At 70.8% G+C, this 20,947-nt stretch carries 15 protein-coding genes; 10 read left to right on the top strand and 5 right to left on the bottom strand.

All coding sequences use genetic code 11. The annotated features are described in order from the left end of the window. Positions 1 to 52: 52 nt before the first annotated feature. Both C7389_RS21135 and C7389_RS21130 read right to left on the bottom strand, forming a co-directional pair. The gene (locus tag C7389_RS21135) at positions 53 to 874 is read right to left on the bottom strand and encodes a carbon-nitrogen hydrolase family protein (protein ID WP_133594646.1); all 822 of its coding nucleotides are present in this window, start codon (positions 872 to 874) and stop codon (positions 53 to 55) included. After that, on the bottom strand, positions 871 to 4,779 hold the full coding sequence (locus C7389_RS21130) for a YhdP family protein (RefSeq protein ID WP_133594645.1): 3,909 nt from the start codon (positions 4,777 to 4,779) through the stop codon (positions 871 to 873). Before C7389_RS21130 ends, C7389_RS21135 begins: the two co-directional genes overlap by 4 nt. Before the next feature lie 337 nt (positions 4,780 to 5,116). Here C7389_RS21130 and glnE point away from each other — a divergent pair, with 337 nt between their 5' ends. The 5 genes from glnE to C7389_RS21105 all read left to right on the top strand — a co-directional run bounded on the left by glnE (position 5,117) and on the right by C7389_RS21105 (position 14,294). After that, on the top strand, positions 5,117 to 7,786 hold the full coding sequence (gene glnE / locus C7389_RS21125; protein ID WP_133594644.1) for a bifunctional [glutamate--ammonia ligase]-adenylyl-L-tyrosine phosphorylase/[glutamate--ammonia-ligase] adenylyltransferase: 2,670 nt from the start codon (positions 5,117 to 5,119) through the stop codon (positions 7,784 to 7,786). 302 nt (positions 7,787 to 8,088) lie between these two features. Further along, on the top strand, positions 8,089 to 9,648 hold the full coding sequence (locus C7389_RS21120) for a CYTH and CHAD domain-containing protein (RefSeq protein WP_133594643.1): 1,560 nt from the start codon (positions 8,089 to 8,091) through the stop codon (positions 9,646 to 9,648). A 71-nt stretch (positions 9,649 to 9,719) separates the two neighbouring features. Continuing rightward, complete coding sequence (locus tag C7389_RS21115; RefSeq protein WP_133594659.1) at positions 9,720 to 10,172, top strand: SixA phosphatase family protein; 453 nt, start codon at positions 9,720 to 9,722, stop codon at positions 10,170 to 10,172. A gap of 330 nt (positions 10,173 to 10,502) precedes the next feature. Continuing rightward, positions 10,503 to 11,429 (top strand): hypothetical protein, encoded by a 927-nt coding sequence (locus C7389_RS21110; RefSeq protein ID WP_133594642.1) that lies wholly within the window; start codon positions 10,503 to 10,505, stop codon positions 11,427 to 11,429. Between the two features lie 51 nt (positions 11,430 to 11,480). Further along, positions 11,481 to 14,294, top strand: a complete 2,814-nt coding sequence (locus C7389_RS21105) for an EAL domain-containing protein (RefSeq protein WP_133594641.1) — start codon at positions 11,481 to 11,483, stop codon at positions 14,292 to 14,294. On the opposite strand, the gene mnmA is transcribed toward C7389_RS21105, so the two are convergent. From mnmA to C7389_RS21090, 3 genes are read right to left on the bottom strand one after another with little or no spacing between them, the layout of a single operon-like run. After that, positions 14,284 to 15,381 carry a tRNA 2-thiouridine(34) synthase MnmA gene (mnmA, locus tag C7389_RS21100; RefSeq protein ID WP_133594658.1) on the bottom strand — a complete coding sequence of 366 codons (1,098 nt, stop codon included), beginning with the start codon at positions 15,379 to 15,381 and terminating at the stop codon, positions 14,284 to 14,286. The two genes, C7389_RS21105 and mnmA, sit on opposite strands and share 11 nt — an antisense overlap. A 16-nt stretch (positions 15,382 to 15,397) precedes the next feature. After that, a complete protein-coding gene (locus C7389_RS21095) occupies positions 15,398 to 16,114 on the bottom strand; it encodes a TIR domain-containing protein (RefSeq protein WP_133594640.1) in 717 nt (238 codons plus the stop codon). Next, positions 16,114 to 16,566, bottom strand: a complete 453-nt coding sequence (locus C7389_RS21090; protein WP_133594639.1) for an NUDIX hydrolase — start codon at positions 16,564 to 16,566, stop codon at positions 16,114 to 16,116. Before C7389_RS21090 ends, C7389_RS21095 begins: the two co-directional genes overlap by 1 nt. Before the next feature lie 153 nt (positions 16,567 to 16,719). Between C7389_RS21090 and C7389_RS21085 the strand changes: the two genes are divergently transcribed. The 5 genes from C7389_RS21085 (at position 16,720) to C7389_RS21065 (ending at position 20,932) form a co-directional block, all read left to right on the top strand. Beyond that, positions 16,720 to 17,640 (top strand): branched-chain amino acid transaminase, encoded by a 921-nt coding sequence (locus tag C7389_RS21085; RefSeq protein WP_133594638.1) that lies wholly within the window; start codon positions 16,720 to 16,722, stop codon positions 17,638 to 17,640. A 13-nt stretch (positions 17,641 to 17,653) separates the two neighbouring features. After that, positions 17,654 to 17,854 (top strand): zinc-finger domain-containing protein, encoded by a 201-nt coding sequence (locus C7389_RS21080; protein WP_133594637.1) that lies wholly within the window; start codon positions 17,654 to 17,656, stop codon positions 17,852 to 17,854. A gap of 110 nt (positions 17,855 to 17,964) precedes the next feature. Continuing rightward, entirely contained in the window at positions 17,965 to 18,396 is a 432-nt protein-coding gene (locus tag C7389_RS21075) for a YybH family protein (RefSeq protein WP_133594636.1), read from the top strand. 87 nt (positions 18,397 to 18,483) lie between these two features. Beyond that, positions 18,484 to 19,455, top strand: coding sequence for a YheT family hydrolase (locus C7389_RS21070; RefSeq protein ID WP_246034920.1), 972 nt, complete (start codon positions 18,484 to 18,486; stop codon positions 19,453 to 19,455). A gap of 85 nt (positions 19,456 to 19,540) precedes the next feature. Then, a complete protein-coding gene (locus C7389_RS21065; RefSeq protein WP_133594635.1) occupies positions 19,541 to 20,932 on the top strand; it encodes a phosphomannomutase/phosphoglucomutase in 1,392 nt (463 codons plus the stop codon). The last annotated feature ends 15 nt before the right edge of the window (positions 20,933 to 20,947 follow it).

Below are 20,947 nucleotides of genomic sequence, written 5' to 3'. Positions count from 1 at the left end.
CCGGCGCGGCGCGAAAAGAATCATGCGTTGGGATGATGCACCGGAATCGGTCCTACTGTCCGCCCTGCAGGCAGCGGTGGCGCAGCGCCGGCAGGCTGGCGCGCACCGCGGCGAGCCGCGCCGGGTCGAGCTCGGCCATCGCCACGCCGGCGCCTTCCTCGCGGCAGGCCAGCACTTCACCCCAGGGGTCGACGATCATGCTGTGGCCCCAGGTGACGCGGCCGCTGGCATGCTTGCCGCCCTGCGCCGGCGCCATCACATAGCACTGGTTCTCGATGGCGCGGGCGCGCAGCAGCACTTCCCAGTGCGCCTTGCCCGTGGTGTAGGTGAAGGCGGCGGGCAGGATGATCAAGTCCACCTCGCCCATGCTGCGGAAAAGTTCGGGGAAGCGCAGGTCGTAGCACACCGACAGGCCGATGCGGCCCACCGGCGAATCGAAGGTGACGACGCGGTGGCCGGGCTCGATGGTGGCCGCTTCGTCGTAGCGCTCCTCGCCGCGCTGGAAACCGAACAGGTGGATCTTGTCGTAGCGCGCCACCCGTTCGCCACGCTCATCGTAGACCAGCGTGGTGTTGCGCACCTTGTCGTCGGCCTCGGCCACCAGCGGCACCGTGCCGCCGACGATCCAGACACTGTGGCGCTGCGCCGCCTCGCGCAGGAAATCCTGCAGCGGGCCTTCGCCGTCGCGCTCGCGCAGGCGCACCTTGGCACGCTCGTCGGCGGTGATCAGGGCGAAGTATTCCGGCAGCGCCACCAGGCGGGCGCCGGCGGCGGCGGCCTCGGCGATGAGGCCGGCGGCGATGCGCAGGTTGTCGGCCACGTCCGGGCTGGACACGGTCTGGAGGGCGGCGATGCGGGGACTGGCGGTCGTCATGGGCGGGCGGATTCCGAAGGGGCGGGAGTGCCGGAGGTGTCGGGCAGGCGCGGGATGAGATTCTCGGCGGTGGAGCCCAGCTTCTCCACCTTCGGGTCGTCCCAGGTGCCGGTGATGGTGTAGTCGTAGGCGAACAGGCGCTCGAAGGGATCGCTGAGCGCCTTCTGTGCAAGATAGGTGACGACGCCGGCCACCGGGTTGATGAGGCCGGCGGCGGCGCCGATGGCGACCGATTCGGACAGCGTGGGCTGCACCGTCACCCGCAGGTCCTGCGTCTCGGCGCCGACGTCGGCCGCGCCGCGCATCTGTACCCGGGCGGCGGCGCCGCGAATCTCCAGGTTCTTGGTACGCATCACGCCGCCGTTGACGTCGATGTCGCCGGCGATGCGGTCGAAGGCGAAGCCCTCGGAGAAGACATCACGGAAATCCAGCGTGATCCGCCGCGGCAGCGCTTGCAGGCTGAGGATGCCGAGCAGGCGGCCGACGCCCGGATCCAGCTTGTTGAACTGGCCGCCGCCGGCTTCCACCTTCATCTCGCCGGCCAGCGAGGGGTAGTCGATGCGGGTGGGCGCGCCGTGCCAGCCGAGCTGGCCTTCCAGCGTGGCCTGGCCGCCGCGCACCGTGTCCGGGTAGCCCATGCGGCGGGTGAAGCGGCCGATGTTGTCGGTTTCCAGCTTGAACTTGAGGCGGGTGCGCTGGGCGCCGGCCGTCTGCCACACGCCGCTGCCGGCGAGGCGGCCGTCCGGGTTGGCGACGGAGAAGCGCTCCAGCAGCCATTCGCCGCCGCGGTTGCGGGCATTCACTTCCAGCCGGCCCAGCTCCAGGCCGCGCAGCACGAACTGCTCGGCCACCACGTCCAGCCCCGGCAGGGAGCGCGGCGGCGGTTCCACCTCGGTGCCCTTGTGCTGGGTGGCATGCTCGGCACCGGGTTCGGCTTCGCTTTCATAGACCAGGCGCTTGAAGCGGGCCATGACCGAGCCGTTGCCAGCCTCGCGCCAGTCGAAATCGCCCTGCGCCTTGTCGCTGTCCAGCCGCGCCTTCCAGCCGCCGGGGTCGGCCACCGCGCGCAGGCGCACGCCGGCCAGGCTCTGGCCGAAGAGCTTGAGCTGCTCCGCCTGCAGGGCGACGCCGGCCAGCGGCAGCGCGGTGGCCAGGGCGGCGCCGTCGGCGGCTTTGCCGGCCTTGTCCTGGCTGCCCTCCAGGCCGACGGCATGGCGCCACGCGTCGATGTCCAACTGGTCAGCCACCGCCGCCACCATCACGCCCTTGTCCGCCATGCGCGCCGGCTGGGCGATGCCGATGCCGCCGCGCACCACCTTGCCGCCAACGCGTTCAAAGACGGCCTGCAGGCGCTCGCCGAAGTCCACCTTCAGTGAAGACGGCGCGCCGCCCGGCGGGTAGTTCGCCTCCACCGCCAGCGGCCATTTCTCCGGTGCCGGCTTGTTGAACGGCGTGGGCAGGCTGGAGGAGATGCCGGCGAGGTCGGTATGGAAATTCACCCTGGTGCCGCTGCGGGCCACGGTGATCTGCGTCTGCCACGGCGTAGCGCCGGAGAGGTGGGCCAGCACCGGCCAGCCGTATTCCCGCTGCAGCGCCGCGGCGCCGGCCGTGCCGGAGACGGCGAAGGCGACGCTGCCGTCCTCGCCGGTGGTGGCCGTCATCTGCAGCGGCTCGCCCAGCACCTTGGCCTGCAGCTCGGAGACGCTGAACTGGTCGGCGGTGAAGCGCAGCCGGCCGGCTGCCTCCTCCAGCGGCGGCAGGCCGTTCACCAGCCACAGGCGGTTGCCGGCGAAACGGAAATCGCCACGCACCGTGGTGTCGCGCACCGCGCGCAGCGGCATTACCAGCCGCAGGTCGAGGTTGCCGTTGCCCTCGGCGCGCATGTCGTCGGTGAAGCGGTCTATGCGCTGGGCCACCGGGCTGCCGGAAACGAAGCGCAGGAACTCGGCGGTGGGCCCGGCGGCGCGACCGTTGATGGTCATGATCTCGCCGCCATGGGCATCCAGGTCCGGCACTTCGGCGACCACGTTGGCGAGGTTCACGCCCAGGATGCGCGCCTTGGCCGCCTCCACCTTCAGGCCCGGCCCTTCGAAACGCACCTCGCCGTACAAGCCCTGGATCTCCGGCCAGCCGGGGGCGTAGGCGAGTTCGGCATCGGCCACCTTGATGGTGACGAGGAACTGGCCCTCGCCCTGGCGATAGGGGAAGTCGTGCAGCTTGCCCTTCAGCCGCAGGCGGGCGTCCGGCACCGCGGCGCGGCGGATGGCGTGCTGCACCCATTCGTGGGTGTCGCGGTTCACCACCCGCGGCAGGTAGCGCCACACCGAGGTGCCTTCGGCGCGGGTGAGGCGGGCCTGCAGGTCGATCTCGCCCGGCCCGCCAGCTTCAGGCCAGTAGCGGCCGGAGGCGGTGCCGGCGGCGTCGGCGTTGTCGAAGCCGGCGGAATCCAGCGCGATCTCCAGGCGGCCGTCGCGCCGGCTCCAGCCGCCGTCGGCCTTGAAGGAGGCGAAGCTGAGGCGGGGGTTGTCGAATACTTCCGGCAGGTCGATATGGGTGTCCTGGCCGGCGAGCTGGAAGCGGCCGCTGCGTTCGTCGCCCTCCAGGCTGCCGGAGAGGCCGCCGAGGCCGGGCAGGCTGTCGCGCGCCGCCAGGCCGATGCCGTCGAAGCGGGCGGCGAGCTTCCAGCGCTCGGGTGCGGCCGCCTGGCCGCGCCACTCCAGCTTCACATTGCTGGCGCTGCCGCGCGGATCGAAGGCGGCGAGGCGGCGGCGCACCCCGTCTTCCAGCGGCAGGTGGGCGGCGATGCCGGCGAGCGCGGCGAAATCCAGCTGGTTCACCTGCAGGCTGCCGCCGGCCTCGCCCAACGTCAGCGCGAAATCGGTGGGAGCGATCTGCAGCCCTTCAGCGCTGAGGCTGAGCTGCCGGGTGGAGAGCGCCAGCGTGCCGTCCTTGCGGCTGGCGGCCAGTTGGCCCTGCAGGCGTTGCAGGCGCAGTTCCGGCAGCCCTTCGCCCAGCCGGGTGACCACGCCTTCCAGGGCAAGCTCCGCCTCCATCGCGCTGCGCTCAGCGCCGTCCAGATCCACCCAGGCGCGCAACCCGCCCTGGCCCTGCAGCGGCAGCGGGTAATCCACCCAGGGCGTCCAGCCGCCGAGGTCAGCGCGCTCCAGCGCGAGGTAGAGGCGGCCGCGGGTCTGCGCCGGCTCGTCCAGCGCGAGGTGGGAGAACTCGCCGCGCAGGTCCAGCGTGGAGGCCAGCGCTGCCGGCGGCTGGGCCTGCAGCGCGAAGCGATGACCAACCAGCCGCCGCTCGAGGAGGAACTCGACCTGCTTCAGTTCCAGCGGCGGCGCGCTGCGCGTGGCGTCCGTCCAGCTCAGCGCCGCGCCATGCACCACCACCTGGTGCTGTGCCAGCAGCCACTCGGGAAAACCGTCACCGGCCGGGCCGCCGCCCAGGCGCACGCCGGCCACCACCACGCCGCCGTCGGCCTCACGCCGAATCGCCAGCTCCGGCGAGGAGATCTCCAGCCGGTGGAAGCGCAGCTCCAGCCGCAGCAGCGAGGACCAGGACAGGGTGGCATCCACCTGCGGCAGGCGCAGCGCCGGCCGGCCAGCCTCATCCAACAGGCTCAGGCCGGTGAGGTGCAGCCGCGGCCGCAGCCCTGCCCAGTCGCCCCGCAGGCCTTCGATCTGCACCGGCAGGCCGACGTTGCGCGAGGCCAGCGCCGCGATCTCCTCGCGGTAATCGCCCAAGCGCGGCACCACCACCTGGCGTACCAGCAGGAACAGGCCGCCGGCGAGGAACCACAGCGCCAGCAGCGCATAGGCCGCGCGCCGCAGCCAGCGGCGCAGCCGTCCGCCACCGGCGGGCGCCGGCGCAGCTTCGGAGGTGATGGCCTGTTCGCTCATGGAGATAAAGACTATGGCAGCCCGCTGAATATCCCCGCCATCCGGGCAAACCATCGGCGGAACGCCCGGCCACGCGCCTTTTTCCAGCGGGGCGGGCAAACATGGGATTCTACCAACCTTCGCCCGCCAGACCGGCCCGCTCCCACAGCCGGATACACACTTCAGCCTCACTTTTACTCACCTTTACCGCGCGGACGGCTCGAGACCGGCCGCCACCGGTCCGGCGCGGAGACGAGGCCCGGCGCCTGAACGCCGCAGCCGGCGCTTCCGGCCCGCGGCCGGCGCTTCCGGACGGCGCGGTATCATCCGGCCTTGCTCACGCCGAACCCGCCACGCCATGCCCGACACTCCACCCGATTTCTCCAACGCCGCCGGCCTGTCCCGCTTCCTCTCCCGCATGCTGGAGAGCCGCCCCTGGCTGGCCGCCGAGCTGGCGCGCAGCACCGGTGCGCCGCTGGATGCGGATGCGATGCGCGCCTTCATCGCCGCCCGCGGCGCGGACGAAGCCGCGCTGCGGGCCACCCTGCGCCAGTTGCGCACCTGGGTGCTGTGCCACCTGGCGGTGCGCGACCTCAACGGCCGCGCGCCGCTGGCCGAAGTCACCGAGACGATGACGGTGCTGGCCGAGGTCGCCATCCGCCACGCCCACGACGTGCTGCGCGAGGCGCTGCTGCAGCGCTACGGCGCGCCGCTGTCGCCCACCGGCTGGGAGCAGGAGCTGCTCATCATCGGCATGGGCAAGCTGGGCGGACGGGAGCTCAACGTTTCCTCCGACATCGACCTGATCTTCATCTACCCGGAAGACGGCGACACCGGCGGCAAGAAGGTCATCAGCAACTTCGAGTTCTTCGAGAAGCTGGGCAAGCAGATCATCCAGGCGCTGGCCGAGGTCACCGAGCACGGCCAGGTCTTCCGGGTGGACATGCGGCTGCGCCCGAATGGCGACTCCGGCCCGCTGGTGGGCAGCTTCGACATGCTGGAGAACTACTTCATCACCCAGGGCCGGGAGTGGGAGCGCTACGCCTGGATCAAGGCGCGGGTGCTCACCGGCGAGCGCTGGCGCGAGCTGGAGCAGATCGCCCGCCCCTTCGTCTTCCGCAAGTACCTGGACTTCGGCGCCATCAATGCCATGCGCGACCTGCATGCGCAGATCCGCCGCGAGGTGAGCCGCCGCGACCGCGCCGACAACGTCAAGCTCGGCCCCGGCGGCATCCGCGAGATCGAGTTCATCGCCCAGGTGTTCCAGCTCATCCGCGGCGGCCGTGACAACGGCCTGCAGATCCGCCCCACGCTGCAGGTGCTCGCCCGCCTGGCCGAGCGCGGCATCCTCGGCGCCGACACGGTGCAGCAGCTGGACGCCGCCTACGACTTCCTGCGCCGGCTGGAGCACCGCCTGCAGTTCCTGGACGACGCCCAGACCCACGACCTGCCCGCCGGCGACGACGACCGCGCCCTCATCGCCCGCGCCATGGGCTACGCCACGCCGGAGGCGATGCTGGCCGAACTCGGCCGCCACCGCGCCGCCGTCAGCACCCATTTCGACGCGGTGTTCGGCGACCCCAGCGAGGAAGACCACAGCCTGGACGCCCTGTGGGCCGCCGCCGACGACCCTGCCCAGGCCACCGAGACCCTGGGCGAACTCGGCTATGCCGACCCGGCTGCCGCCGCCGCCCGGCTGGCCGCCATCCACACCGGCTCGCGCTACCGCCAGCTGCCGCAGCACATCAAGAGCCGGCTGGATGCGCTGATGCCGCGGGTGATCGAAACCGCCGCCGCCAGCCGCCATGCGGACGACACCCTCGCCCGCTGCCTGGACCTGATCGAATCCATCGCCGGCCGCGGCGCCTATCTCGCGCTGCTGCAGCAATACCCGCAGGCGCTGAAGCGGGTGGCCGACCTCGTCGGCGCCTCGCGCTGGGGCTCGCAATACCTGGTGCGCCACCCCATCCTGCTCGACGAGTTGCTGGACGACCGCAACCTCGAAGCCGCGCCGGACTGGCCTGCCTTCCGCGCCAGCCTCGCCGCCGAGCTGGACGCCATCGAGCCGGACATGGAACGCCAGCTCGACCTCATGCGCGAGCAGCACCACGCCCAGGTGTTCCGCCTGCTCACCCAGGACATCGCCGGCCTGCTCACCGTGGAAAAACTGGCCGACCACCTGTCAGAGCTGGCCGACATCATGGTCGCGCTGACCCTGCCGCTGTGCTGGCGCAAGATCAAGATCCGCCACCGCGAAGCCCCCCAGTTCGCCGCCATCGCCTACGGCAAGCTGGGTGGCAAGGAGCTGGGCTACGCCTCCGACCTCGACCTCGTCTTCCTCTACCAGGACGACGGCCCGGAGGCCGCCGAGGTCTATTCCCGCCTCGCCCAGCGCACCAACACCTGGCTCTCCAGCCAGACCGCCGCCGGCATCCTGTTCGAGACCGACCTGCGGCTGCGCCCCAACGGCGACGCCGGCCTCATCGCCTGCTCGCTGGAAGCCTTCCGCCAGTACCAGCTGGAATCCGCCTGGGTGTGGGAGCACCAGGCCCTCACCCGCGCCCGCTTCGCCGCCGGCGACCCGGCGCTGGGCGAGGCCTTCGAACGCATCCGCGACGAAGTGCTGCGCCTGCCCCGCGAGCGCGACGCCCTGCGCGCCGAAGTGCTGGCGATGCGCCACAAGATGCGCGACGCCCACGCCGGCAAGAGCCCGCTGTTCGACCTCAAGCACGACACCGGCGGGCTGGTGGACGTCGAGTTCCTCATCCAGTACCTGGTGCTGGGCTACGCCCACGACCACCCGCGCCTCACCGCCAATCTCGGCAACATCTCCCTGCTGCGCCTCTCCGCCGAGTTGGGGCTGATCCCCGCCGAACTCGCCACCGCCTGCGGCGACAGCTACCGCCAGTTGCGCCGCCTGCAGCACCGCCAGCGCCTGAACGGCCTGGCCTCGCGGGTGGAGGCGAACGAAGTCGCCGCCACGCGCGAGCCGGTCATTGCCCTGTGGCGGCAGGTGTTCGGCGAATGAGCTGAAGCGGTGCCGGCGGGCCCGCCCGCTTCCTCCCAAGCGGCCGGGCGGCCTCCACGGCCACCGCAATCGAGGCGCCGGCGCCCGCCCGGGCGGGCGCGCAAGACGCTGCCCCGGCGCCCCGACTAGAATGGCGCTATCCCGCAGCGCGGGCGGCGCCGCCCGCCAGTGGCTGCCGGCTGCCCTGCCAGGACGTCGTCACCGCCCAAGGCCAGCCCAGGGCCGACCGGGGCCGCCCCGAAGCCGGCCCCCCGGAGCCGGCCCGTTTTCTCCTCCCTTCCCCGCGCCACAGAAGAAAACCAATGAGCCAGGAAATCGAACTCAAACTCGCCCTGCCGCAAGCCGCCGTGCCCGCGCTGCGCCGCCACCCCCTGTTCGCCAACGCCGAGCGCCTCGGCAAGGCACAGACGCTGGACAACGTCTATTTCGACACCCCCGCGCTGGAGCTCAAGGCGCGCAAGGTGGCGCTGCGCACCCGCAAGGAAGGCCGGCGCTGGCTGCAGACGGTGAAATGCGCCGCCCTCTCCACCGGTGGCCTCACCCAGCGGCCGGAGTGGGAGCAGCCCTACGACGGCAATTTCGACTTCGGCGCCATCGACCACCCGGACGTGGTCCGCCTGCTCGAAAGCCATCGCGAGGCGCTGGTGCCGGTGCTGAGCACCCGCTTCCGCCGCGACACCCGCGCCTGTGCGCCGCGCGAAGGCGTGCGCATCCTGCTGATGCTGGACACCGGCACCATAGAGGCCGGCGGCCGCAGCGCCCCCATCTGCGAGCTCGAACTGGAACTGGTGGCCGGCGACCCGCTCGATCTGCTGGAACTTGCCCGCCACCTGGCGCGGGACCTGCCGCTGATGCCGGCCGACCTGTCCAAGGCCGAGCGCGGCTACCGCCTGTTCCACGACCAGGCGCCGGCCGCGGTGCGCGCCGAGCCCTCCCGGCTGGAAGCCCGCCAGGGCGTCATCTCCGCCTTCCGCGACCTCGCCCACGGCTGCCTGCGCCAGTGGCAGGCCAATGCCGCGGCCGCCGCCGCGCTCGCCGCCCACCCCGCCGGCGACGAAACCCGTGCCGCCGAGGCGGCCGACGCCGCCTGCGCCGAGTGCATCCACCAATTGCGCATCGGCCTGCGCCGGCTGCGCTCCCTGCTGCGGCTGTTCGCCCCCGCGCTGCCGGGGGAATTCACCGACGCCTGGAACGAACGCCTGGCCGAACTGGCCGACCGCTACGGCGACGCCCGCGACATCGACGTGCTCTACGCCGACTTCCTCGCCCCGCTGCAGGACACCGCCGGCGCGGCCGAGCTCGGCGGCGAGGAACTGCCCGCCCTGCTGGCCCTCGCCGACCGCCAGCGCAAGCAGGCACGGGCGGCCGCCATCGAACACGTGGCCGACGCCGACCAGGGCCTGGCCATGCTGGAGTTCAGCATCGCCCTGCTGCGCCTGCCCGAAGGCGCCCTGCTGGACGCGGTGGATCTGAAGACCTTCGCCCGCCTGCGCCTGGCCAGCCTGCGCAAGAAGGCCCGGCGGCGCTTCAAGGCCGCCGCAGCGCTCACCCCGCCCCAGTTGCACAAGCTGCGCATCGCCCTCAAGCGTTTGCGCTACGGCACCGAGTTCTTCGCCCCGCTGCTCGCCGCCAGGCGCACCAAGCGCTATCTGGACGCACTCAACCGCGCGCAGGACACCCTGGGGTTCCTGCACGACATGGAGGCCGCCCGCGCCCGCCTGCAGCAGTGGGCCGGCGAAGACGCCGCCCTGCAGCGCGCCGCCGCCTTCGCCCTCGGCTGGCAGGGCACGCGCTACACCCGCCGTCGCCGCCGCGCGCTGGACGACGTCGAAACCCTGCTCTGGGGAAAAACGCCATGGTGAAGAACCCGGCCGTCACACCGCTGCAATCCGCGGACGCCACACTGCCGCCCCTCTCCTCGACGGAAGACCGCATGGACCTGATTCTCTGGCGCCACGCCGAAGCGGTGGATGGCACCCCCGACCACGCCCGCGAACTCACCGAACGCGGCCTCAAGCAGGCGCGCCGCGTCGCCGCCTGGCTGGAAGAGCGCCGCCCCAAGCGCCTGCGCATCCTGTGCAGCCCCACCGTGCGCACCCGGCAGACGGCGAGCGCCTTCAGCGAGCACTTCGAGATCGTGCCGGCGCTGGCGCCCGACCAGGGGGTGGCCGAACTGCTGGCCGCGGCCGGCTGGCCGGACGCCTCCGGCGCGGTGCTCATCGTCGGCCACCAGCCCGCCCTCGGCCGCCTCGCCTCGCTGCTGCTGGCTGGCCACGAAGCCGAGTGGACGATCAAGAAAGGCGGCTTGTGGTGGTTCACCAACCGCGTCCGCGACGGTGAAACCCAGACCGTGTTGCGCGCCAGCATCACCGCCGAGCTGGCGTAGGCACCAGGCCGGTGCGCGTCCGCCCCCCCGCTCAGACTTAGGACATAGCCTCTCATTCCCGCTGCGGCGGAGCTGCCGCCCAGCCCCCGCGGTCCACACTTTTCCCCTCTTTTTCGCCGCAGATCCCGCCCGCACGGCACCTCTCCGCCTCAGCCACCGCGCCGTCCGGGCCGTTTCGCCTTCCTCCCGGAGGGCGGCGGCTTTCCGACGAACGGCCGGTTCTTTACGTGAGCCACGCCACATCGTGGTGCAAAAGCCCCTTCTTTTGCACTGCACAACAGGCGTATCCTGTGCCGCCCGTGTATTCGCTTTTCGGCAATGAACGCTGCCATGAATGCATCCATACCCAACGGTACGACAGAGACCATAGACGGCGTTGAACGCGTCTTCTATGACGGCTACTGGATCAAGGCCTACGACCCGCCGGCGGACTCGCTGCAGGCGAAGAAAACGCTGATCCAGGCCCTCACCCGACGTCTGTTCAACCATGTCGAGCACGGCATCAACATCCCCGGCAAACGCCTGGGCGATGCCCGCCGCGCCTACGAAGCCGAAACCGACCCGGCGCGCAAGCGCGTCAAGGGCGCGATGCTGGCCGGCGCCATGTTCAACCGCGCCACCGACATCTTCACCAAGCTGGTGGAGTTGCAGGAGCTGGGCGTGGAGATCGACATGGACAACGCCCTGATGCGCGAATGCGGCGTCTGCCTGCAGGAGGCGCTCCACCTGGGCCGCATGGTGCTGCATCGCAGCGGCGAGGAAGGCATAGACGAGTTGTGGGGCGAGCCCTTCCGCGCCTTCTCCATCCCGGTGGAAGCCTTCTACGAGAGCCGCTACATCAAGATCGCCCAGACCCTGCGCGACATCGACCGCGTCGGCACCGTCATGAATGCCACCTTCACCGGCAACCGCCCCTTCCAGGGCGTGACCGAGGTGGTGGACCGCTTCGTCCGCGCCGCCAAGGTCAAGTGCGAAACCCTGCGCACCGACTCCATGGTGTTCGACGTGTGGGCGGACTTCGTCGTCGCCTCCGAGGAACTCAGCGCCTTCCTGCCGCAGCTGTCCTGTCCGCCCTGTGCCTCGGAGCAACAGGAGGCGGCCGACGGCCACCGCCTGATCCTGCAGGGCCGCGACCTCGTCACCTACATCACCCGCGCCCGCACGCCCATGCCCAAGAGCACCGCCGAGTATTTCGAGCGCTGCGAGCACTACGCCGCCCGCGTGCGCCAGAGCCAGGCCGCCAGCCGCCGCAGCTGAATATCCCCTTCGCCGGCCTGCGCCGCGACCCGACAGGAGCGTCCGCCCCCCATGTGCGCGTCCCGAACGCACGCCGCCACCATCCCGCCGTCGCTGCCGCTGGCCCAGGCCGCCGAGTTGCTGCGCACCGCCACCGCGGTGCTGCGGGTGGAGAACGCCGCCGGCCGGCCGCTGGGCGAGCTCTACGCCAGCGACCTCGTCGCCGCCTGCGCCCGCCAGCTCCCGCCTGACACACCGGTCGGCCTGCTGCTGGAGGAGGACAGCTGCACCGCGCTGGAGCGCCTCACCGCCGGCCAGCGCCGCCTGCTGGCCGGGATCGCCGCCGGCACCGGCAGCCTTGGCGAGCTGGCAGGCGCCGTCGCCGCGCTGGCGGAGCACAGCCTGCCGGAAGCCCGCGCCGCCCTGTTCGCGCTACGTGACGGCCAACTCGCGCCGCTGGCTGCGCCCACGCTCACCGCAGCCGAAATTGCCGCCCTGGCTTCCGCCGGTTCGCCGTGCGCTCTCGCCGCGACCACCGGCCGGGCGGCCGACGCGCCCTGGCCCTCCCCGGCCGACCTGCGCTCCGATCCGGAGCAGCACCGCTGCCATGCCTGGCCAGTGCTAGACGACGAGGGCCGGAACCAGGGCGTGCTCGCCCTGCTCCTGCCCTGCGCCCCGGCCGGCGAAGCGGACGAGGTGGGCGGCACCCTGCTCGCCACCCTCTCCAGCGCCCTGCTCGGCCTGCTGCAGCTCGGCCTCTCCCAACTGGACACCCGCCGCACCCTGGAAGCCAGCCAGCGGCAGTTGCGCGCGCTGGTGGATGCCATCCCCGACCTGATCTTCTTCAAGGACGCCGAAGGCATCTACCGCGGCTGCAACAGCGCCTTCAGCCGGGTGGCGGGCCGGCCGGCAGAGGAGATCATCGGCAGTGACGATGCCGCCCTGTTCGGCGCCGAAACCGCCCGCGGTTACCGCAGCCACGACCGCTCCACCATGCAGGGCCGCCATGTGGTCGTCGAGGAACAGTGCGTCTGCGATGCCGCCGGCCAGGCGGTGGCCTACGAGACCATCAAGGCGCCGGTGGTGGACGCCGACGGCCGGGTGCTGGGCATCGTCGGCGTCGCCCGCGACGTCCAGTACCGCCGGGAGGCCGAAACCCAGCTGCGGCTGGCGGCCAGCGTGTTCGCCAACAGCCACGACGGCATCCTCATCGTGGACAAGGACGGCACGGTGCGGGACGTTAACCGCGCCTTCACCACCCTCACCGGCTTCGAAGCCGCGGCGGTGCTCGGCAAGCCGGCCCAGCCGCTGATGCTGCCGGTGGGCGACCCGGCCGAGTACGCCGAGATGATCGCCGCGGTGCAGACCACCGGCGCCTGGCAGGGCGAGCTCAGCGCCCGCCACCGCAACGGCGAGGCCTGCCTGCGGCAGATCTCGGTGAGCGCGGTGCGCAACCCGCAGGGCGAGCCGACCCACTACGTCACCGTGTTCTCCGACGTCACCGCGCTCAAGGAGAGCCAGCAGCGGCTGGAACAGCTCGCCCATTACGACCCGCTCACCCGCCTGCCCAACCGTACCCTGCTGCATAGCCGGCTGGACCGCCTGCTGGCCAGCGCCCGCGCGGAAGGCAGCATGGCGGTGGTCGGCTACCTGGACCTGGACGGCTTCAAGCCCATCAACGACAAGCACGGCCACCATGTGGGCGACCGCCTGCTGGTGCAGATCGCCGACCGCCTGGCCGCCGCGGTGCGCGATGGCGACACCGTGGCCCGCCTGGGCGGCGACGAGTTCATCCTGCTGCTGACCGGCCTTGCATCGGCGGAAGACGTGGAACAGCTGCTCGCCCGCATCCTGAGGGCAGTCGCCGAGCCGGTGCACGTCGGCGAGCTCACCCTGCACGTCAGCGCCAGCCTGGGCGCCACCATCTTCCCGGACGACGATTCCCCGCCGGACATCCTGCTGCGCCATGCCGATCAAGCCATGTACCGCGCCAAGCAGCTGGGCCGCTCCACCTATCACCTGTTCGACGCCGCCCAGGACCAGCTCGCCCAGGCCAACCAGGCGCTATACAAGCGCATCGCCGCCGCGCTGGAAGAACAGGAGTTGTGCCTGCACTACCAGCCCAAGGTCGGCCTGCGGGATGGCCGGGTAGTGGGCGTGGAGGCCCTGATCCGCTGGCAGCATCCGGTCGAAGGCCTCCTCGGCCCGGCCCACTTCCTGCCGACCTCCGAAGGCACCGAGCTGAGCGAGGCGATAGACCGCTGGGTGGTGGAAAGCGCGCTGGCGCAGATGGCGGCCTGGCAGGTTCAGGGCCTGGAGATGGCGGTGAGCGTGAACGTGTCCGCCCGCACGCTGCAGCAGCCGGAACTGCCGGACTGGCTGGGCGAATGCCTGGCGCGGCATCCGCAACTCGCCGCCAGCGGCCTCACGCTGGAAGTGCTGGAAAGCGCGGCGCTGGCGGACATCGGCATCGTCAGCGCCAACATCGCCCGCTGCGCCGCCCATGGCGTGGGCTTCGCGCTGGACGACTTCGGCACCGGCTACTCCTCGCTCACCTATCTGCGCCGGCTGCCGGCCAAGGTGCTGAAGATAGACCGCTCCTTCGTCGCCGGCATGCTGGGCAACCCGGAGGATCTGGCCATCGTCGAGGGCGTGCTGGGCCTGGCTGGCGCCTTCGACCGCTCGGTGATCGCCGAAGGCGTGGAAACCCCGGCGCAGGGCCGCGCCCTGCTCGCGCTGGGTTGCGATACGGTGCAGGGCTTCGGCATCGCCCGGCCGATGCCGGCGGCGGCGGTGCCCGCCTGGGTGGCGGGCTTCGCCCTTGGCCCGGAGTGGCGGCCGGGCTGGCGCGGCACCACCGCCGCCGAAGCCGAACTCAGGCGATGACGCCGCCGCCCAGGCAGACGCGGGATTCGTAGACCACCACGCTCTGCCCGGGCGTGAGCGCCCACTGCGGCTGGGCGAAGGCGATCTCGGCGCGGCCCCCGGCGATGCCGTCGATCTCGCAGGGCATGTCCGGCGTGCGGTAGCGCGGCTTGGCGGTATACACCCAGTGGGTGTGCGGCTCGCGGCCGGCAATCCAGTTCAGCTCGGTGGCCACCAGCCGCTCCTTCAGCAGCGCCGGATGGTCGTGGCCCTGCACCACGTAGAGCACGTTGGCCTTCACATCCTTCTGCGCCACGTACCAGGCGTCGTGCTCGCCGGCCTCGTCCTGCTTGCCCTTGATGCCGCCGATGTGCAGCCCCTTGCGCTGGCCTATGGTGTGGTACATCAGGCCCTGGTGCTCGCCCAGCACCCGGCCGTCGTCCAGGCTGCGGATCTCGCCCGGCTGGGTCGGCAGGTAGCGCATCAGGAATTCGCGGAAGGGACGCTCGCCGATGAAGCAGATGCCGGTGGAGTCCTTCTTGCTGGCCACATGCAGGCCGGCCTCGGCGGCGATGCGGCGCACCTCGCGCTTGTACAGCGAACCCAGCGGGAACAGCGTTTTCGCCAGCTGCGCCTGGTTGAGGCGGTAGAGGAAGTAGCTCTGGTCCTTGGTGCCGTCTTCCGCCTTCAGCAGCTGGAATTCGCTGCGGCCGTCGTTGTTCCATTCGCGCACCTGGGCGTAGTGGCCGGTGGCGATGCGCTCGGCGCCCAGCTGCATGGCATGGTCGAGGAAGCAGCGGAACTTGATCTCGGAATTGCACAGGATGTCCGGGTTGGGCGTGCGGCCGGCCTCGTACTCGGCGAGGAAGTCGGCGAACACCCTGTCCTTGTATTCCTTGCTGAAGTTCACCACTTCCAGGTCGACGCCGATGACGTCGCATACCGAGGCGACGTCCACCAGGTCCTGGCGGGTGGAACAGTATTCGGAGTCGTCGTCGTCCTCCCAGTTCTTCATGAACAGGCCGGTCACCTGGTAGCCCTGGCGCTTGAGCAGCAGGGCGGTGACGGCGGAGTCGACGCCGCCGGACATGCCGACGACAACCTTCATCCCGGCGGGATCGTTCTTACTGGACATTCGGTCCTTCTCCATCAAGCCAATCGGCCAGCGGCAACACCACCGCCGGCTCGCCGTTGTCGACGAACCAGCTGTCGACCGCGAAGCGGGCACCCGGCTGGCCGGCGAGCGACGCCTCCTCCGGCGCGGCGTCGGATGCCGCAGCCGGCCGCAGGTCCTGCAGCACTTCGGCGCAGTCGCACTGCGCCAGCATCACCGCCATGTAATCCGGCACGGGCATGGGTTCCGGCTCCGGGGCCGGCACCACAGCCTCGTGCGGCGGCGCGTCGATTTCTTCTATCACCGCGGAAAAATGCTGGAACAACACCCGGCTGCGGCGGGCCGGCTCCTCCACCCGGTGGAAGCGCAGCCAGCCGCGGTCTTCCAGCAGGCGCAGCAGCCGGGTGGTGGAGGTGGAGTGGTCGATGCAGTCCATCCGCCCCTCCGCGCCCTGGTCGGCGAAATTCCCACCGCGGTCCGCCCGCACCGGGGTCTGCTCGCCGGCGATACGGTAGAAATCGCCGATCACATGGGCAATGGCGTCGCGCTCGCCCGCCGCGTCGTGCGCCAGCGCCAGGGTCTCGCCCGCCCGCGCCAGCCGCGCCGGGTCTATCACCACCAGGCCCTCGCTGGCGCAGCCGTAGTTGTAGCACACCGAAGTGACCGCGCCCTGGGCATGCGCCTGGGCCGCCAGCAGGGCCAGCAGCAGGAAGGTCGGGCCGCGCATCAGGCGTAGTGGTGCAGCAACTCCAGGCCGTAGCGCCGGCCAGCCAGCCAGTCGTCCACGCACTGCAGGATCAGCGGGCTGCGGTGGCGCGCCTGGCTGGCACGCAGTTCGTCCACGCTCATCCATACCGCGCGCACGATGCCCTGGTCCAGCGCCTGTCCAGCCACCAACTCGCCCACCGCGCCGCCGAAGGCGAAGCGCAGGTAGGTGATGTCGCCCTGCGGCCGCGGCCACTGGTAGATGCCCACCAGGTACTCCGGCACGAAACGGTGGGCGGTTTCCTCCAGCGTCTCGCGCACCGCCGCCTCGATCAGCGACTCGCCCTCTTCCAGGTGGCCGGCGGGCTGGTTGAAGCGCAGACCGTCGGCGGTCTCCTCTTCAACCATCAGGAAGCGGCCCTCGCGTTCGATCACCGCGGCAACGGTGACATTCGGTTTCCAGCTACGGTCCATGGAGCAGGCGGCCTGGGGCAAAGGGCGGCATTTTACTCTCTCCCGCCGCCGCGCGCCGACGCCGCGGCGCCCGCTTTGCGCTAGAATTCCGCGATTCAGCCCGGGGCCGCCGGGCCGGCGTCAACAACTTTCACCTGGTGGAGAACCCCAATCATGTCCATGGCTGACCGCGACGGTTTCATCTGGTACGACGGCAAACTCGTACCGTGGCGCGATGCAACCACCCACGTCCTCACCCACTCGCTGCACTACGGCCTGGCCGTATTCGAGGGCGTACGCGCGTACAAGACCGACAAGGGCACCGCGATCTTCCGCCTGGCCGAGCATACCCAGCGTCTGCTCAACTCCGGCAAGATCTACATGATGGACATTCCCTACACCAAGGAAGTCCTGATGGAAGCGCAGAAGGAAGTGGTGCGCGCCAACAAGCTGGAGTCCTGCTACCTGCGTCCGATCGCCTTCTACGGCTCGGAGAAGATGGGTATCTCCACCCGCGGCTCCACGGTGCACGTGGCCATCGCCGCCTGGCCCTGGGGCGCCTACCTGGGCGAGGAAGGCCTGGAGAAGGGCATCCGCATCAAGACCTCCTCCTTCGCCCGCCAGCATGTGAACGTGACCATGCCGCGCGCCAAGCTCGCCAGCACCTACGCCAACTCCATCCTGGCCAACCTGGAAGCCACCCAGGACGGCTACGACGAAGCGCTGCTGCTGGACACCCAGGGCTTCGTCGCCGAAGGCGCCGGCGAGAACCTGTTCGTGATCAAGGATGGCGTGATCTACGAACCGGAAATCGCCTCCGCCCTCACCGGCATCACCCGCGACACCGTGATCCGCCTGGCCGCCGAGCTCGGCTACACCGTGCAGTCGCGCCGCCTGACCCGCGACGACATCTACATCGCCGACGAAGCCTTCTTCACCGGCACCGCCGCCGAAGTCACGCCGATCCGCGAGCTGGACAATCGCACTATAGGCGCCGGCCGCCGCGGCCCGATCACCGCCAAGATCCAGGCGCGCTTCTTCGACGTCGTCGGTGGCAAGGCGGCGGAATACGAACCCTGGCTTTCCTACATCTGAGAGGATGTCCGTCATGGCTGACAATACCGACAAGGCCCAGCCCATCGCCGTTACCGCCCATGACCTGCCGCTGCACTGCCCGCAACCGGGCGCGCCGCTGTGGGCCCGCCACCCGCGCGTCTTCCTGGACGTGCTGAAGGAAGGCAAGGCGGTCTGTCCGTACTGCAGCGCGCAGTACGTGTTCTCCGGCGAGCGCCCCAGCGGGCACCACTGAGCGCGTAATCCGCCGCGGGCCGGCCATGCCGGCCCGCAGTGCCTCCGAGGGGCGACCGCGATGAGCCGCCGTCCGCTCTCGTTTCCCTGTTTTCCTCCGCCGTTCCGCCCGTGAGCAAGCCCATCTTCACCTCGGCAGCCGATGTCGAGGCCGCCTTCTACGACGCCCTCTCGCGCTCCGACCTCGAAGCCATGATGGCGGTCTGGTCGGAAGACGAAGACGTGGTCTGCGTGCATCCCGACGGTCCGCGCGACGTCGGTCTCGCCGCGGTGCGCGAGTCCTGGCGCCTGGCCTTCTCCAGCGGCCAGCGCCGCAGCATACGCACGGTGCATCAGGTGGTGAGCGCCAACATGCTGCTGACGGTGCACAACGTGGTCGAGCACATGACCGCCGCCGGCGAGGAGGAACTGGGCGTTCCGGTGGTCGCCACCAACGTCTATGCCCGCGGCGCCCTGGGCTGGCGCATGGTGATGCACCACGCCTCCACCATGCCGGACATCAACCAGCTGGCCGTCCAGCTGACGCCGCACATCGTCCACTAGCCGGCCGCGGCCGGACCGCCCGTGCGCCCAGCCGCAAATCAGCCCTCCCAGCCCGCTCCGCTCCAGGCGGAGCAAAAGCGCCCGCCCGTGCCCGCGGACAGTGGCTATCGCGCGCCCTGGTGGCTCCCAGGCCCGCATCTGCAGACCATCTGGCCGCTGGCCCGCAAAGGCCTCGCCCCGCCCTACCGGCGCGAGCGCTGGGAAACCCCGGACGGCGACTTCATCGACCTCGACTGGCTGGACGGCCCGGCGGATGCGCCGCTGGTGGCGCTCTTCCACGGCCTCGAAGGCTCCAGCCAGTCCCACTACGCCATCGGCCTGATGCGCGCCCTGGCAGCGAAGGGCTGGCGCGGGGTGATCCCGCACTTTCGCGGCTGCTCCGGCGAGCCCAACCGCCTGGCCCGCGCCTACCACTCGGGCGACAGTGAAGAGATCGACTGGATACTGCGGCGCCTGCACCCCGCCGCCGGCGGCGCACCGCTGCACGCGGCCGGCGTCTCCCTGGGCGGCAATGCGCTGCTGAAATGGCTGGGCGAGCGTGAACACACGGCGGCGAACCTGCTCGCCAGCGCCGCCGCGGTCTGTCCGCCGCTGGACCTCGCCATTTCCGGCCGCCACCTCGCCACCGGCTTCAACCGCGTCTATACCCGGCACTTCCTCGCCACGCTGAAGCTCAAGGCGTTGGCCAAGCTGACGGCGGCACCGGAGCTGTTCGACGCCGCCCGGCTGCGCCGCGCCGCCAGCCTGTTCGACTTCGACGACCTCTACACCGGCCCGGTGCATGGCTTCGCCGGCGCCGACGACTACTGGCTGCGCGCCTCCAGCAAACCCTGGCTGCGGGCGGTGCGCTTGCCGACCTTGCTGCTGCTCGCCGCCAACGATCCCTTCGTGCCGCCGGCCGCCCAGCCCGAGGCAGCCGAGCTGTCACCCGCCATCCTCTTCGAGCGCCCCGCCAGCGGCGGCCACGTCGGCTTCCTCACCGCCCCCTGGCCGGGCGACACCGGCTGGCTGGCGCGCCGCCTGCTCTCGCATTTCGAAGCCCGCCAGGACACGATTTGACAAGCTTAGCCCCGGTGCCGCCGGAAGCGCTCTGCCATAATGGCGGTCCCCCGAATCCCCCAACCCCACCCGCGAGGCATATGACATGACTGCAACCGCTTACACGGTACCCGCGCAGGAGATCTTCAAGGCTTACGACATCCGCGGCATCGTCGACAAGACGCTCACCGCCGACGCCGTCCGCGCCATCGGCCACGCCCTCGGCTCCGAAGCCGTCGCCCGCGGCCAGAAGGCCATCGCGGTGGGCCGCGACGGCCGCCTCTCCGGCCCGGAACTCGCCGGTGCGCTGGCCGACGGCATCCGCGCCGCCGGGGTAGACGTGGTGGACATCGGCTGCGTCCCCACGCCGCTCACCTATTTCGCCGCCTACGAGCTGGGTACCCACTCCTGCGTCTCCGTCACCGGCAGCCACAACCCGCCGGACTACAACGGCCTCAAGATGGTGCTCGGCGGCCAGACCCTTTACGGTCCCCAGATCCTCGACCTGCGCCGCCGCATCGCCGAAGGCGACCTCGCCCACGGTGCCGGCACGCTGCGCCAGGCGCAGGTGGTGGATGCCTACCTCGAGCGCATCCTCGGCGACGTCAAGCTCGCCCGGCCGATGAAGGTGGTGATCGACTGCGGCAACGGCGTCGCCGGCGCAGTGGCGCCCACGCTGTTCAAGCGCCTGGGCTGCGAACTGGTGGAACTGTTCTGCGAGGTGGACGGCAAGTTCCCCAACCACCACCCCGACCCCTCCAAGCCGGAGAACCTGCAGGACGTGATCCGCGCGCTGAAGGAGACCGACGCCGAGATCGGCCTCGCCTTCGACGGCGACGGCGACCGCCTGGGCGTGGTGACCAAGGATGGCGAGATCATCTACCCCGACCGCCAGCTGATGCTGTTCGCCGAAGACGTGCTCTCCCGCGTGCCTGGCGGCGAGATCATCTACGACGTCAAATGCACCCGCAACCTGGCCGGCTGGATCAAGCAGCGCGGCGGCAAGGCCACCATGTGGAACACTGGCCATGCGCTGGTGAAGGCCAAGCTGAAGGAAACCGGCGCCCCGCTGGCCGGCGAGATGAGCGGCCACGTGTTCTTCAAGGAGCGCTGGTACGGCTTCGACGATGGCCTCTACGCTGGCGCCCGCCTGCTGGAGATCCTCTCCCGCGCCGCCGACCCCAGCGCCGTGCTGAAGGCGCTGCCGGACGCGGTGAGCACGCCCGAGCTCAACATCAAGATGAACGAAGGCGAGCCTTTCGAACTGGTGAAGCGGCTGCGCGAGCAGGCCGGCTTCGAAGGCGCCACCGAAGTGGTGACGCTGGACGGCGTGCGGGTGGAATACGCCGACGGCTTCGGCCTCGCCCGCCCGTCCAACACCACGCCGGTGGTCGTGCTGCGCTTCGAAGCCGACGACGCCGCTGCGCTGGCCCGCATCCAGGGTGCTTTCCGCAAGGCGCTCGAAGGCGTCTGGCCGGGCGTCGCGCTGCCCTTCTGAACCTTGCCGCACCCA

It is taken from the genome of Azoarcus indigens (assembly GCF_004361735.1).
Lineage (GTDB): Bacteria > Pseudomonadota > Gammaproteobacteria > Burkholderiales > Rhodocyclaceae > Azoarcus > Azoarcus indigens.
The sequence above is the reverse complement of the archived record's forward strand: the minus strand, read 5'-3'. Positions and strand labels throughout refer to the sequence as shown.

What these genes read in the sequence shown, in the direction of transcription:
- C7389_RS21135 (WP_133594646.1), bottom strand. Translation starts at nt 874, where the DNA reads ATGACGACCGCCAGTCCCCGCATCGCCGCCCTCCAGACCGTGTCCAGC.
- C7389_RS21130 (WP_133594645.1), bottom strand. Translation starts at nt 4,779, where the DNA reads ATGAGCGAACAGGCCATCACCTCCGAAGCTGCGCCGGCGCCCGCCGGT.
- glnE (WP_133594644.1), top strand. Translation starts at nt 5,117, where the DNA reads ATGCCCGACACTCCACCCGATTTCTCCAACGCCGCCGGCCTGTCCCGC.
- C7389_RS21120 (WP_133594643.1), top strand. Translation starts at nt 8,089, where the DNA reads ATGAGCCAGGAAATCGAACTCAAACTCGCCCTGCCGCAAGCCGCCGTG.
- C7389_RS21115 (WP_133594659.1), top strand. Translation starts at nt 9,720, where the DNA reads ATGGACCTGATTCTCTGGCGCCACGCCGAAGCGGTGGATGGCACCCCC.
- C7389_RS21110 (WP_133594642.1), top strand. Translation starts at nt 10,503, where the DNA reads ATGAATGCATCCATACCCAACGGTACGACAGAGACCATAGACGGCGTT.
- C7389_RS21105 (WP_133594641.1), top strand. Translation starts at nt 11,481, where the DNA reads ATGTGCGCGTCCCGAACGCACGCCGCCACCATCCCGCCGTCGCTGCCG.
- mnmA (WP_133594658.1), bottom strand. Translation starts at nt 15,381, where the DNA reads ATGAAGGTTGTCGTCGGCATGTCCGGCGGCGTCGACTCCGCCGTCACC.
- C7389_RS21095 (WP_133594640.1), bottom strand. Translation starts at nt 16,114, where the DNA reads ATGCGCGGCCCGACCTTCCTGCTGCTGGCCCTGCTGGCGGCCCAGGCG.
- C7389_RS21090 (WP_133594639.1), bottom strand. Translation starts at nt 16,566, where the DNA reads ATGGACCGTAGCTGGAAACCGAATGTCACCGTTGCCGCGGTGATCGAA.
- C7389_RS21085 (WP_133594638.1), top strand. Translation starts at nt 16,720, where the DNA reads ATGTCCATGGCTGACCGCGACGGTTTCATCTGGTACGACGGCAAACTC.
- C7389_RS21080 (WP_133594637.1), top strand. Translation starts at nt 17,654, where the DNA reads ATGGCTGACAATACCGACAAGGCCCAGCCCATCGCCGTTACCGCCCAT.
- C7389_RS21065 (WP_133594635.1), top strand. Translation starts at nt 19,541, where the DNA reads ATGACTGCAACCGCTTACACGGTACCCGCGCAGGAGATCTTCAAGGCT.